This window comes from Streptomyces sp. NPDC029044, assembly GCF_040637495.1.
GTDB lineage: Bacteria > Actinomycetota > Actinomycetes > Streptomycetales > Streptomycetaceae > Streptomyces.
Genome location: NZ_JBEZWN010000057.1, coordinates 1 through 13,797, shown reverse-complemented (window position 1 = coordinate 13,797; position 13,797 = coordinate 1). Strand labels below are relative to the sequence as shown.

General features: G+C 70.0%; 12 protein-coding genes. 8 read left to right on the top strand and 4 right to left on the bottom strand.

Translation table 11 applies throughout. From position 1 onward, the window contains the following. Positions 1-67 precede the first annotated feature (67 nt). The 3 genes from AB0E85_RS31500 to AB0E85_RS31490 form a co-directional block, all read right to left on the bottom strand. Positions 68-1,153, bottom strand: a complete 1,086-nt coding sequence (locus AB0E85_RS31500; protein WP_361934335.1) for an NAD/NADP octopine/nopaline dehydrogenase family protein — start codon at positions 1,151-1,153, stop codon at positions 68-70. Between the two features lie 65 nt (positions 1,154-1,218). Next, a complete protein-coding gene (locus AB0E85_RS31495) occupies positions 1,219-2,811 on the bottom strand; it encodes an AbgT family transporter (RefSeq protein WP_361934332.1) in 1,593 nt (530 codons plus the stop codon). Between the two features lie 206 nt (positions 2,812-3,017). Beyond that, a complete protein-coding gene (locus tag AB0E85_RS31490; RefSeq protein WP_361934329.1) occupies positions 3,018-3,743 on the bottom strand; it encodes a GntR family transcriptional regulator in 726 nt (241 codons plus the stop codon). Positions 3,744-4,124: 381 nt separating this feature from the next. Here AB0E85_RS31490 and AB0E85_RS31485 point away from each other — a divergent pair, with 381 nt between their 5' ends. Beyond that, a complete protein-coding gene (locus AB0E85_RS31485) occupies positions 4,125-5,330 on the top strand; it encodes an NADH:flavin oxidoreductase (protein ID WP_361934326.1) in 1,206 nt (401 codons plus the stop codon). Between the two features lie 106 nt (positions 5,331-5,436). Here the strand turns inward: AB0E85_RS31485 and AB0E85_RS31480 are convergent, their stop codons facing one another. Continuing rightward, positions 5,437-6,333 (bottom strand): hypothetical protein, encoded by an 897-nt coding sequence (locus AB0E85_RS31480; protein WP_361934323.1) that lies wholly within the window; start codon positions 6,331-6,333, stop codon positions 5,437-5,439. A gap of 247 nt (positions 6,334-6,580) precedes the next feature. Here AB0E85_RS31480 and AB0E85_RS31475 point away from each other — a divergent pair, with 247 nt between their 5' ends. The 7 genes from AB0E85_RS31475 to AB0E85_RS31445 all read left to right on the top strand — a co-directional run. Continuing rightward, complete coding sequence (locus AB0E85_RS31475) at positions 6,581-8,254, top strand: BCCT family transporter (RefSeq protein WP_361934320.1); 1,674 nt, start codon at positions 6,581-6,583, stop codon at positions 8,252-8,254. Positions 8,255-8,404: 150 nt separating this feature from the next. Further along, complete coding sequence (locus AB0E85_RS31470; protein ID WP_361934317.1) at positions 8,405-9,490, top strand: S-(hydroxymethyl)mycothiol dehydrogenase; 1,086 nt, start codon at positions 8,405-8,407, stop codon at positions 9,488-9,490. Further along, on the top strand, positions 9,490-10,125 hold the full coding sequence (locus AB0E85_RS31465) for an MBL fold metallo-hydrolase (RefSeq protein ID WP_361934314.1): 636 nt from the start codon (positions 9,490-9,492) through the stop codon (positions 10,123-10,125). The genes AB0E85_RS31470 and AB0E85_RS31465 overlap by 1 nt, the downstream gene beginning before the upstream one ends. 269 nt (positions 10,126-10,394) lie before the next feature. Then, positions 10,395-11,297 (top strand): dihydropteroate synthase, encoded by a 903-nt coding sequence (gene folP, locus AB0E85_RS31460; protein WP_361934311.1) that lies wholly within the window; start codon positions 10,395-10,397, stop codon positions 11,295-11,297. Positions 11,298-11,466: 169 nt separating this feature from the next. Beyond that, entirely contained in the window at positions 11,467-11,829 is a 363-nt protein-coding gene (locus AB0E85_RS31455; protein WP_352099714.1) for a bifunctional 3-phenylpropionate/cinnamic acid dioxygenase ferredoxin subunit, read from the top strand. Further along, positions 11,826-12,989, top strand: a complete 1,164-nt coding sequence (locus AB0E85_RS31450) for an FAD-dependent oxidoreductase (protein ID WP_361934308.1) — start codon at positions 11,826-11,828, stop codon at positions 12,987-12,989. Before AB0E85_RS31455 ends, AB0E85_RS31450 begins: the two co-directional genes overlap by 4 nt. 92 nt (positions 12,990-13,081) lie before the next feature. Further along, positions 13,082-13,797 (top strand): aromatic ring-hydroxylating dioxygenase subunit alpha (locus tag AB0E85_RS31445; RefSeq protein WP_361934305.1); only part of this gene is annotated, 716 nt, incomplete at its 3' end.

The following is a 13,797-nucleotide window of genomic DNA, read 5'->3' as shown; positions in this document are numbered from 1 at the left end:
CGGTCCCGGCGTCCGGTGGCTGAAGAAGCCGGACGCCAGGACCGCCGGGCGGTCACCGTTCAGCCCGTCAGCACACCGCACCGTCGATGAAGGCCGCCCGGATCGAGCCGACGTGGGAGCCGAGCAGTCCCAGGGACTCCGCGGTCCTGCCCTCGGCGACGAAGTCCCGTCCGCACAAGGTGTTGCCCAGAGTGATGAACGAGTCGGTCAAGGGCATGGAGAGGCCGATCTGGGCGGCCAGTGAACTCCAGACGACCAGTCCGAACGGGATGTCCTCGGTGAAGTAGCGGTGGTTGACCGAGTCCGGTTCCGGGAAGGCCTGCCGGCCGTAGCCCTGCACGATCCGTTCGACGAAGGTGCCTTCGCTGACGCCGTAGGCGCTGGTGAGGAAGTCCCAGAAGCTGGTCGCCTCTACTCCGAGCGCGTGCGCCAGGCCGAGGCGCTCACGATCGAGTGCGTCGATGACCTCGGCGATGCGGGGCGTCACGAGGGTGTGCTGCGGACGGCGGTCGGAGTCCTCGACCGTCTTGAAGTTCAGCACGGCCGGCGGCACATGGTAGATGGGGTTGCAGTTGAACAGCCCGACGGCCAGCGCGTCCCCGCCCGACACGTACCGCTCACCGAAATAGGTCCGCAGGATCGCCAGGGCCTCGGGGGTGTCCGTGCTGGGCACGGCGGCCAGCGGGACGGAGTTCTTGATCGCCCCGATGTAGACGTGGGCGGGCTCGCGCAGGCGGCAGGTGTAGAGGCTGGTCGGTGTCTCCGCGATGAGGCAGCGCTTGCGGCCGGCGAGCGCGAACATGCGGGCGAGTTCCACGCCGCTGCCCAGCACCCCGGGCTGGATCAGGACGAGTTGGGAGGGTTCCAGCACGGCCGCGAGTTCCTTCGCGACAAAGGCGTGTGCGAAGGCCGGCACCGCGACGACGACGACCTGCGCTCCGTCGACGGCTTCCTTCAGTTCGGTGGTGAGCACGGAAGGCTTGCCGTGGCCCTCCACCTCGCCGACCAGGTCGATGCCGCCGTCATTGGCCTTGATCGGTTCGAGATCGTGGCCCCACCTGTCGAAGAGCCGTACGTCGTGGCCCTGGAGCGACATGTGGCCGGCGATGGCCTGACCGACGTTTCCCGCGCCGATGATGGCAATGCTTCCCATGGGAGGAAATCTCTCTTTCCGTTGTGATTCTGAAGAAGGGGTCCCGGCGGCGCCGAGACCTGGGCTCATCTGATGGGAACGCCTGGTCCGAGGGGGATTCCGAGCGTGTACCAGAGGGCGAAGAAGGCCGACCACGAGATGAGGACGGTGAATCCGATGGGGACCGTGAAGGACAGCACGGTGCCGATGCCGGCACCCTTGCGGAACTGCTGGACGAATCCCAGGGCCAGGACGAACCAGGCGTTCATCGGGGTCGGGTTGGTCACCGAGTCGCCGATCGCGAAGGCGACCATCGCGGCCTGAGGGGCGAGCCCGATGTACATCGCCAGAGGGATGATCACCGGCGCGAGGATGGACCACATGGCCGAGCCGCTGCTGATGATGATGTTGAGGCCGCTGATCGCCACGACGACCACCAGCAGGAGGACGAGGTGGGGTGCGTCCAGCGACTTGAGGAACTCGGCACCCTCGACGGTGATCGCGGAGCCGATGCCGGTCCATGTGAAGTAGGCGAGGAACTGCGAGACCGCGAAGAAGAGAACGATCACGGGGGCGATGGAGCGGATCCCCTCGGCCATGACGGCCGGGACGGACGACAGGGTCGGGACCGTGCCCACCTGCCTGCCGTACACGATCCCCAGGAGCGCGAACAGCAGCGCGATGAACACGGCGATGTTCGCGACGACCACGGACTGGACGATGCTGCCGCCCTCGCCGCGGAACGGGGAACCCGGCCACAGGAGCGCGGCCACGCCCAGGACGTAGGCCACGAGCACGGCGGCGGTCACCTTCATGGCCCGCTTCTCGACGGCGGTCAGTGTGAGCGCGTACGGGGCGCCGGCGTGCCCGCCGGTCTCCGCGTGCCCTGCGTTGAAGACCTTGTCGGCGGCCGCCTCGTCGTCGGGATTCGGCATGAACTCCGGCCGCTTCGCCAGGAACAGGTCGACGGTGAGGGCGATGACGGCGGCCAGGAACACCGATGACGCCGCGGTGAAGAAGTAGGTGGCGACCGGCGTGATGACGTAGTGGGGGTCGACGGTGTGCGCGGCCGCGGTCGCCAGCGAGGAACGGATGGCGTCGGACGGTGTCACGAGCGGACTCGCGTTGAATCCGATCGCCGTCGAGGCGTACGCGACCATCAGGCCCAGCAGAGGGCTGCGTCCCGCGCTCCGATAGGCCAGTGCGCCCAGCGGGATCATCACGATGTACGCCGAGTCGCTCATGACGTGCGCGGTCATGGCGCTCAAGGCGATGGAGAAGGTCAGCCAGCGGGTGGGCAGGCGGCCGATCGTGACGCGCAGCAGGGCGGTGAGAAGGCCGCTCCTTTCCGTGACACTGACGCCGAGCAGCACCATCACGAGAACCGCCAGCGGCGGGAACCCGGCGAAGTTGTCCAGGGCGGACTCCGCCGCGAACTTGGCCCCGGCGGTGGAGAGCAGGTTCTTCACCGCGACGGCATCGCCCGTCGAAGGCAACGTGACCGACACGTGGGCCGCGGCGAGTACCGCACTCGTCACGGCGAGGACGCCCGCGAGGATCCAGAACAGCCAGAACGGATGGGGGAGTTTGTTTCCCGCTCGCTCGATGGCGCTGAGCACCCGGAACAGTCGTTTCATAGAGCCGTCGGCGACGGGTCTGCTGCTCGCAGTTTGCGTCATCTCGTGGACCTTTCAAGGCGATTACGCAGGAGCGGTTGATGGAAATGGGGGACGAGAAAACAGGGGATTCCGACGGCCGTTTCGGCGCGCGAAAGGTCGCCAGGGCGACAGGGGGGGGGGAGTCCTGCTGTGAAACCACGCCGGGAGAATCCAGGCGTGTCGGTGGAGTTGGGGGAGGGCCCCGTGAAACCAGGGCGCCGACGGAACTAGGCGCCCGTTGCGGGCGCGATCGTCTGCTCCAGGAAGAACTCGACGAGGTCGGGGCGGGTGATGTCCCAGCGCGCCTCGGCGAGCCTGCCGTCGGCCAGCCAGGTCAGCCGGCGCAGACGGATCACTGCCTGGCCCTCGGGCACGCGCAGCTGCGCCGCGGTCACGGCGTCGAGCGCCATCGGGTCGATGTAGATACGGGATTTGACCGCTTGAACGCCGATGCGGGCGAAGTAGTCGTGGGTCGTGAAGTGGCCGAGATCTTCCTCCTCTTGCAGTCGGGGTGCCAATGCGAACGGGATGACGGACAGCTCGACGGCGATCACGTTGTCGTCGACGTCGAACTTCAGCCGCCGCAGTTGATGCACCGGCGTGTCGTCGGCCACGCCCGGCATCTCCAGACCGGCGTCGCGGGCCTGGACCACTGCCGCGGATTCCACGGCATGCCGTCCGGGGATTTTCGGCCCCGGCAAAGATGTGTTGACGAAGCGCAGCAGGTTTTCCTGCCGCGCCCCTTCGGTGACGAAGGTGCCCCGCCGTCGGTGACGCTCCACCAACCCCGCCTGCGCCAGCTCGGTCAGCACGCGCTGCGCGGTTGCGCGGCCGATCGAATACAGCTTCTGGAGCTCGGCCTCGGTGGGAAGCCGACTGCCGGGAGGAAGAACGCCGGAGCGGATCCGCTGCTCGAATTCGTTGCGGATTCGCAGGTACGCCGGAACTGCCATGGCCGGAAATGTAGTCCCGCCGAAATGACCGGTCAATACCCGATTTTTGCAGTCAATTACCGCAGAACTCGAACCCTGTTCCGGATCGAAACGCCCGGCTGCGGCGGCCGTGCGGGCGTGGAGGTGCCGCCGGGTGTGGAGACCACGTCCCTCAAACCTGCGACCGATCGCGTCGCGCCGGACGTCGATGGGCGGCCAAAGTGCATGCACATTGCGACCAGAGAGCAGGTGTGGCGTGCATATTGACACGTCATCTTTGAGTCAATCCTGTTGACTCCTGGTTAAACTGTATGCACTCTATGCCTCGGATCTGGTGACGTCCCCGTCGCCGGGACGCCGAGCTGCCGGACCGGCACGCGGCCTGAGACCTTGGAGCACGGATTGACCTCCACCACGAGCACTACTGACACCGCCGTCGCCCCGGACTTCGCGCCGTTGTTCACGCCGCTGCGGCTGGGCGGGCGGACCGCCCCCAACCGGATCTTCCAGGCACCCATGTCCGTCGGGTACGCCAACCCCGACGGCACGGTGACCCAGAAGGAGATCGAGCACTACGGCCGCCGTGCGCAGGGCGGCACCGGCGTCGTGATCACGGAGAACTTCTCGATCAGCGTCGCGGGCCGGCAGATGCCGTTGCAGACTCTGGTGAGCGACGAGGACAAGCTTCCCGGCCTGCGCCGCCTGGCCGCCGAGATCCACCGGCACGACTCCCTGGCGATCGTCCAGATCGTGCATGCCGGCCGCTACGCCGGCCCCTGGGACGAGTACGAGAGCCGCCCCCGGCTCGCGCCTTCCGCAGTGCCTTTCGAGCTGACTCCGGGCAGGGTCGTCACTCCGCAGGAGATGTCGGCGCAGGAGATCGAGGAGGCCATCGAGGAGTTCGTGCGCGCGGCGCAACTGTGCGAGCGTGCCGGGTTCGACGGGGTCGACGTGCACGCCGCTCAGGGCTTCCTGATCTCCGAGTTCCTGTCCCCGATCATGAACCAGCGCACCGACGCCTGGGGCGGCGACTTCGCCGGCCGTACACGCTTCGCGCTCGAAGTCGTACGCCGTGTCATCGCGAACACCGGACCGGACTTCGTCGTCGGGGTGCACCTGATGAGCGACGAGCGCGTGGAGGACGGCTGGACCCTCGACGACGCCGCACGTCTGGCCCCGCTGCTCCAGGCCGAGGGCGCGGATTTCCTCTTCGCGATCCCGGCCACGTTCGAGACCATGCGCCTGCCCGCCAACCTCGGGATGTACGACAGGCCGGGCTGCGCGCTCGACGACACGGCGGCACTGCAACGCGTGGTCGACATCCCGGTCGTGGCCAACGGTGGCCTCGGCGATCCCCGCGAAGCGGTCAAGGTCCTGGAATCGCGTCAGGCCGCCGCGGTGGCCCTCGCCCGTCCCCTCTTCGTCGACCCCGACTGGCCCACCAAGGTGCGCACCGGCACGCCCGACACCCGCCGCACCTGCCCGTGCAGCCCGCCCCGCTGCCTCCGGACCCAACTCACCGGCGCCATCTGCGCCGAATGGCCCGAGAGCACCCAGTCACGTGGCTTCCTCGGCTACGAAGCAGGCCCCACCCCGACAACCCACTGACCGACGGGACCGAACTCCGGTCCAGGTTGGAGAAGGAGGAGAGCTGCATGACGAATCCGGTAGATCGTGGCGATGCCGTGAGCCGCTGCCGGGCCCTGCTCGTCGGCTACCACCGCGACATCGACAGCGGCCGGGCCACCGCGGGAATCGGAGCGTTCGCGGACGACGCCGAGTTCGAGGCGCACGGCCGGGTCTTCCGCGGTCGGGCCGAGATCCTCGACTTCCTCAGCGCGCGCGAGGCCGACACCGGGCGGCAGACCGTCCACGTGGGGTAGCGCCGGAAGATCTCCGCCTTCGCCTCGATGAAGCGGGGGGTGCGGGTGCGCAGTACATCGCGGACGGGGGCGTGCGCGGCGAGCGGTATCCCGTCGAGCAGGCTGAGGAAATCCTGCGCATACCCGGAGGCGCCGACGACGTTCAGGCGGCCGCCTTCGAGGATCTGGAACACCAGTCCGTCGGCCCCGAAAGGCGGCAGGACGTACTCGGCGACGGCCTCCACCACGTCGCGGGAGGTGACGGCCTCGGCCAGGGCAGTGGTCAACTCGCCCATCTGCGCGGACCGTTCCGCCCCGGTCGGCGGCGCGGAGAGGGTGGATGAGCCGGGTCCGCCGCCCAAGCGCGCGCCGGCCCACCCGGCCAACACCCCCAGCAGGGACCGCTGCACCTCGTCCGGCTCACCCGGCTCTGCCGTGAGCACGGTCAGCACGCCGATCGGCCCGTCGGGGCCGGGGAGCGGCATCGCCGCGCTACCGACGCCCGGACCGTCCCCGGCAACGCAGACGAGGCGACCGCGCTCCAAGGCCCGCGCGGGCGCCCCGTCCCTCTCGTCGGGCAGGTCGGCCCACTCGCGCTCGCTCTCCGTGGAAAGCCCGGTGGCCGCCACCAGACGCAGCCGTCCGGCGGCTCGGTCGTGCCGATGGACCAGCGCTCCCGTGCCTCCCAGACACGTCGCCGCCAGTCGGACCACGAGGGCCAGCGTCTCGCCCTCCTCCTCAGCCCTCACCGCGATTCCTCCTCACGCACAGCGGGAGCGGCGGTCAGGTCGCCATCGAGAAGGCGCGGTTCCCGCTTCGCGCCGTCGGCCGTGCCGCCGTTCAGGGTCCGTGTACGGGGGGTTGACGCACCGGGGCCCGGCAGGAACTGTGTTGCACATCGAGCGCTCAGTTGCGTCTTGTGCACCGCTGTGTGCGAATCCGCGCAGGGATGCAGACGCAGTCTCGCCATCCCCGTCCCCTGTCGGAAGGCTCCGGATGAGTACAGCGACGACGAAGAAATCGACATCGGCTCTCGCACGGGTGGATCCGGCCGTCCTCTACGTATCCGTCACACTGGCCGCCCTCTTCGTGGCCTGGGGGGTGTTCTTCACCGGCCGTCTCGCCGCCGTCGCCGAGTCGACGCTGAACCGGATCATCGACAGCTTCGGCTGGCTCTTCGTCCTGACCAGCTCCGGGTTCGTGCTGCTGGCGGTGGTCCTCGCGTGCAGCCGGTTCGGCTCGATACGGCTCGGCAAGGACGCCGAACGTCCGGAGTTCAGCACCGCCTCGTGGGTCGCCATGATGTTCAGCGCCGGCATGGGCATCGGCCTGATGTTCTACGGGGCGAGTGAACCGATCATGCATATGTCCAGCCCGCCGCCGGGCTCCGCGGAGGCGGGCAGCGCGGACGCGGCCCGGCTGGCCCTGGAGTACTCGTACTTCCACTGGGCGATCCACCCCTGGGCCATGTACGCCGTCGCAGGCCTCGCCCTCGCCTACTTCGGGTTCCGCAAGAGCGGCAACAGCCTGATCAGCTCCGCCTTCCGCCCGCTGCTCGGTGATCTGGTGGACGGCCCGCTGGGCAAGTCCATCGACATCCTGGCGATCTTCGCCACCCTCTTCGGTTCCGCCGTCTCCCTGGGGCTCGGCGCCCTCCAGATCACCAGGGGTCTGAAGGAACTGTGGGGCGTTCCCGGCTCCACCGCGCTGGCCGTGTCGATCATCGCGGTCCTCACCGTCCTGTTCGTGATCTCCGCCCTGTCCGGCGTGCACCGAGGCATCCAGTGGCTGAGCAACGGCAACATGATCCTCGCCGCGGTGCTGCTGCTGTTCGTCTTCGTCGTCGGCCCCACCGTGTTCATCCTGGAGAGCCAGACCGAGGCACTGGGCGGCTATCTGGCCTCGCTGCCGAAGATGAGCTTCACCACGGGGGCCTTCGGCGGCGGTGAGTGGCTCTCCGGATGGACGATCTTCTACTGGGCGTGGTGGATCTCCTGGACGCCGTTCGTCGGGACGTTCATCGCGCGGATCTCCCGCGGCCGGACCATCCGGGAGTTCATCGTCGGAGTGATCGTCGCGCCGAGTCTGGTGAGCGTCGTGTGGTTCGCGATCCTCGGCGGCACCGCCCTGAACCAGCAGATGCACGGCGCCGATCTGGCATCGGCCGTCGCCCAGGGCGAGGAGGCAGGCCTGTTCGCCACCCTGGAGCACCTTCCCTGGTTCTCCGTCACCTCGGTCCTGGTCATCGTGCTCGTGGGCCTGTTCTTCGTCAGCGGCGCCGACGCCGCCTCCGTCGTGCTGGGCATGCTGTCCTGTCGTGGCAGCACGAGCCCCACACGCCCCGTCGTGATCCTCTGGGGCGCGCTGACCGGTCTGGTCGCGGCCGTGCTGCTGATGGCGGGCGGGCTCGAAGCGGTCAAACAGGTGGCCATCATCGCCGCGTTCCCGTTCCTCTTCGTGATGATCGGCCTGTGTGCCTCACTGGTGAAGGCGCTGCGCGCCGAGCCGACGGGCATGCCCGAGCCGGCTCCCGACGCCGAGCGCGACGCCGGCGACCGGGGCATGGGGGAGCCGGAGCCGGAGCCGGAGCCGGACCCGGGACCGGAGCGGAAGCAAGGCCCCGGTGAGGTGCCGGCCGAGGCCCTGGCGGACTCGCAGCCGGCGAGCTGAGCATCCGCCGAGTAGGTCCGGTCCCGGTCGACCCCTTGACCCCCGGTGTCCTCCTCCCCGATGCTCAGTTGCGTATAGCGGTGCGTGTATCTGATGAGGCAACTCACCGAACGGCGCATCCGCGCGACTTTCCCGTCTGAGGAGCAGCTCATGGCTCACGAGGTACGTGCCGTCGTCGCCCGGAAGAAGGGCGCCCCGGTTTCCGTCGAGACGATCGTCGTCCCCGATCCCGGTCCGGGCGAGGCGCTGGTCAAGGTCGAGGCGTGCGGCGTCTGCCACACCGACCTCCACTACCGCGAGGGCGGGATCAACGACGAGTTCCCCTTCCTGCTGGGACATGAGGCGGCCGGTCGCGTGGAGGCGGTGGGGGAGGGGGTCACCGGCGTCGAGCCCGGGGACTTCGTCATCCTCAACTGGCGTGCCGTGTGCGGTCAGTGCCGGGCGTGCAGCAAGGGCAAGCCCTGGTACTGCTTCGCCACCCACAACGCGACGCAGCCGATGACGCTGCTCGACGGCACCCCGCTCTCGCCCGCCCTCGGCATCGGTGCGTTCGCGGAGAAGACCCTGGTCGCCGCCGGGCAGTGCACCAAGGTGGACCCGGCGGCCCCGGCGGCCGCGGCCGGGCTGCTCGGATGCGGTGTCATGGCGGGCTTCGGCGCCGCCGTCAACACCGGCGCCGTCGGGCGCGGAGACTCCGTCGCCGTCATCGGCTGCGGTGGTGTCGGCATGGCCGCCGTCGCGGGCGCCCGGCTCGCCGGCGCGTCCAAGGTCATCGCCGTCGACATCGACCGGCGCAAGCTGGACCGCGCCCTGACCATGGGTGCCACCCACACCGTCGACGGCACCGAGGGCGACGTGGTGGAGGCGGTGCGCGAACTCACCGGCGGCTTCGGCGCGGACGTCGTCGTCGAGGCCGTCGGCCGCCCGGAGACGTACCGGCAGGCCTTCTACGCCCGGGACCTGGCCGGCACGGTCGTGCTGGTCGGCGTGCCCACCCCGGAGATGAAGCTGGAACTGCCCCTGCTCGACGTCTTCGGCCGCGGCGGCTCGCTGAAGTCCAGCTGGTACGGCGACTGCCTTCCCTCGCGCGACTTCCCGGCCCTCATCGACCTGTACCTGGGCGGCCGGTTCGACCTCGACGCGTTCGTCACCGAGACCATCGGCCTCGGTGACGTGGAGGAGGCCTTCGAGAAGATGCACGGCGGCGACGTGCTGCGCTCCGTGGTGGTGCTGTGATGGCCGGCGCACCCCGCATCGAACACCTCGTCACCAGCGGGACGTTCAGTCTCGACGGCGGAACCTGGGACGTCGACAACAACGTCTGGATCATCGGTGACGACGACGAAGTGGTCGTCATCGACGCGGCGCACGACTCCGACGCCGTCCTGGAGGCCGTCGGTGACCGCCGCCTGTCGGCCGTCGTGTGCACCCACGCCCACGACGACCACGTGCGCGCCGCCCCGGACGTCGCCCTCGCCACCGGCGCGCGCGTCCTGCTGCACCCCGACGACCAGGTGCTGTGGAAGACGGTGCACCCGAACCGGCGCCCCGACGGCCCCCTCGCCGACGGCGACGAACTCGTCGTCGCGGGCATCGGGCTGCGCGTCCTCCACACGCCGGGGCACGCACCCGGGGCCGTGTGCCTGTACGCCCCCGACCTCGGGGCACTGTTCAGCGGCGACACGCTGTTCGCGGGAGGGCCCGGCGCGACCGGGCGCTCCTACAGCGACTTCGGGACGATCATCAGCTCGATCGGCGACCGCCTGCTGACGCTCCCCGGCGAGACGGTCGTGCACACCGGGCACGGCGACACGACCACCATCGGGGCGGAAGCCCCGCACCTGGAGGAGTGGGCCGCCCGCGGCTGGTGACACGAGCACCGCTCTGCCGGCCGGGGTGGCCGAACTCCCTCGGTCCTCCGTGTTCCTCGCGGGACCCAGGGACACGACCCACCCCGGCCGTCCGTGCCCGGATGCATCCGGGCACCGTCGCGCTCCGCGAGCCCGGCTCTCCGTGCCTTGACAGTGCCGCGCGGCGTCCCCACACTCGTTGCCCACACCGCACGTCGTTCCTCCATATGCAACGAGGTGGCCAGGCCCATGACGACTCCCGTGCGTCCCCTCGTCCCGCCCCGCGCCGCATGAGCACCGCCGCCCGGGCCGACCGGGCCGCTCCCGCCCTTGCCCCGCGAGGTCTTCCCCGTCCGGACCGGACCCTCGTGATGGGCATCGTGAACGTCACGCCCGACTCGTTCTCCGACGGCGGGCGGTGGTTCGATCCGGACCGGGCGGTCGCGCACGGACTCGCACTGCTCGAAGAGGGCGCGGACATCCTGGACGTGGGCGGCGAGTCGACCCGCCCCGGCGCCACGCGCCCGCCGGTCGAGGAGGAGCTGCGGCGCGTCCTGCCGGTCGTCCGCACGCTCACCGCCGCGGGCGCGACGGTCAGTGTCGACACCATGCGGGCCGAGGTCGCCGCCCGCGCCGTCGAGGCCGGCGCCGCTCTGGTCAACGACGTCTCCGGCGGACTCGCCGACCCGGCGATGCTGCCGCTGATGGCGCGGGCCGGAACGCCCTATGTGGTGATGCACTGGCGCGGCCATTCCGTCGGCATGCAGGCGCACGCCGTCTACGACGACGTCGTCACCGACGTGCTCGACGAGTTGCGGACGAGGGTCGAGGCGGCCGTGGGCGCCGGAATCCCGCCGGACTGTCTCATCGTCGATCCGGGGCTGGGCTTCGCCAAGCACGCCGAGCACAACTGGCAACTCCTCGGCCGGCTCCGGGAGGTCGCCGCCGCACTCGGCCGGCCGGTTCTGGTGGGCGCGGCACGCAAGGCGTTTCTGGGCCACCTGCTGAGGGACCCGGAGACGGGCCGGCCCCGTCCGGCGCACCTGCGCGACGCCGCCACCTCCGCGGTGTCGGTCCTGGCCGCCGCGCAGGGTGCCTGGTGCGTCCGCGTCCACGACGTCGCCTCGACGGCCGACGCGGTGCGCGTGGCCGCCCGCTGGGGCCTCGAGAACTCGCCGGCGCCCCGGTTCTGAGAGGGGCCCGGCTCTGACCTGCGTTTCCTATGGCGCAGGGCGTTTCGCATAACGCAACGAAAAATCGGGACCGCGAGCGACCCGTGAACTCCTTGACAAGGGTTTGTGGGCGACCCCAAACTGGCGTTGCGTTCACCGCAATCCGTTTCGCTATACGCACCGAGGTGTCATGATGATTCCCGCGTGCCGTCTCGTGGATCTGCCCCGAGGCGAGGCCCACAGGCTCGACATCGACCCGCCGGTCTCGGTGTTCCACACCGACGACGGCGAACTCTTCGCCATCGACGACACTTGCACCCACCAGGACGCCTCGCTCGCCGACGGCTGGCTGGAGGGCGGCGAGGTCGAATGCCCGCTGCACGCCTCGAAGTTCAACCTCAAGACCGGAGCCGTCGACGCCCCGCCGGCCAAGCTCCCGGTGCGCACGCACGAGGTCTTCGTCGAGGACGGCATGATCTACGTCCGGCTGTCCACGGCAGCCCCGAACCTGCCTCCCTGCATCGCCGCCCGGCTCGCCGGGGGCGTCGCGTGAGGACGGTCGCCGTGGTGGGCGCGTCGCTGGCCGGTCTGTCAGCGGCGCGCTCCTTGCGAAAGCAGGGGTACGACGGACGGCTGGTCGTCATAGGCGACGAGCTCCACCGTCCGTACGACAGGCCGCCCCTGTCCAAGGAGTTCCTGGCCGGCGGCATCGGCGAAGCCGATCTCGCGCTGGAGCCGGACGACGAGGACCTGCAAGCGGAGTGGCTGCTCGGCACCCGCGCCGCCGGACTCGACACCACACCCCGCGCCGTGCGGCTCACCGACGGCCGGGCGGTTCGAGCCGACGGCATCGTCATCGCCACCGGCGCTTCCGCCCGCACCCTGCCCGGCATGGACGGCCTGGCCGGTGTGCACACCCTGCGCACCCTCGACGACGCCCGCGCCCTGCGGGACGAACTGGCCCGGGGCGGGCGCCTGGTCGTGATCGGCGGCGGCTTCATCGGCGCCGAGGTCGCCTCCACCGCCCGCGCCCTCGGCCTCGACGTGACCATCGTCGAGGCCGCGACCACCCCCCTGGCCGGGCCGCTCGGCGCGACCATGGGAGGCATCGTCTCCGCCCTCCACGCCGACCACGGGGTGCGCCTGTTGTGCGGGGTGGGCGTCAAGGGGCTGAGCGGTGAGACCCGCGTCGACGCCGTCCTCATGGAGGACGGCCGCAGCATCCCCGCCGACATCGTCGTCGTGGGTGTCGGAGCCCGCCCCTGCGTCGACTGGCTGACAGGCTCCGGTGTCGAACTCGACGACGGTGTCAAGTGCGGCGCGGACGGCCGTACCAGCCTCGCAGGGGTGGTCGCGGTCGGCGATTGCGCCTCCTGGTACGACCCGCGCGCGGGCATCCACCGCCGTGTCGAGCACTGGACCGGCGCCCGGGAACGCCCCGACGCGGCCGTGGCCGCCCTGCTCTCCTGGGGCGAGTCCGAACCGGGCGTACCGAGGCCGCCGTACTTCTGGTCCGACCAGTACGGCGTGAAGATCCAGTTCGCCGGCAACGCGTCCCGAGCCGACAGCGTCACCATCGAGGAAGGCGCCGCGGACGACCGTAACGTCCTGGCCGTCTACCGCCGTGCCGGGCATCCGGTCGCCGTTCTCGGGATGAACCAGCCCCGGCTGTTCATGCGCTGGCGCAAGCAGCTCGCGGCCACCACGCCCTGAGAAGGGCGTTGCTCCTTGATCCGACGACGTCCGGTGCAGCTCGTCCCGGCGCATGCGTGCCCGATCCACGACGTTTCCCCGAGGAGTGCACTGTGACCTCGACCGGCCTGCCGGAAAGCCTCATCGCCACCCTGCCCGGCTCCGCCTACACGGATCCCGGGTTCTTCGCCCAGGAGCAGGAACACATCTTCGAGGCGATGTGGTTCTGCGCCGTGCGCTCCGCCGACCTCGCCGGCCCCGGGTCGTTCCGGACCGTGCAGGTCGGCCGCGAGAGCGTCCTCGTCACCCGTGCGCGCGACCAGTCCGTACGTGCCTTCTTCAACGTCTGCCGGCACCGCGGCGCCAAGCTCTGCACGGCGGAGAGCGGCGAGGTCAAGCGCGCCTTCCAATGCCCGTACCACGCCTGGACGTACGACCTGACGGGCAAACTCGTCGCGGCGCCCAACCTCACCAAGATGCCCGATGTGAGCCGCACCGAGTACGGCCTGGCAACCGTGGCGACGCGCGAATGGCTCGGTTACGTGTGGGTGTGCCTGGCCGAGAACCCGCCCCCCTTCGACGAGGTCGTGCAGGACGTGGTCGCGCGTCTCGGCGACACGGAGTCGATCGAGCACTACGGCATCGAGAATCTCGACCTCGGCAGACGGATCGTCTACGACGTCCGGGCGAACTGGAAGCTCATCGTCGAGAACTTCATGGAGTGCTACCACTGTGCGACGATCCACCCGGAGCTGACCGAGGTGCTGCCGGAGTTCGCCGACGGGTACGCGGCGCAGTTCTACGTGGGGCACGGCGCGGAGTTCGGCGC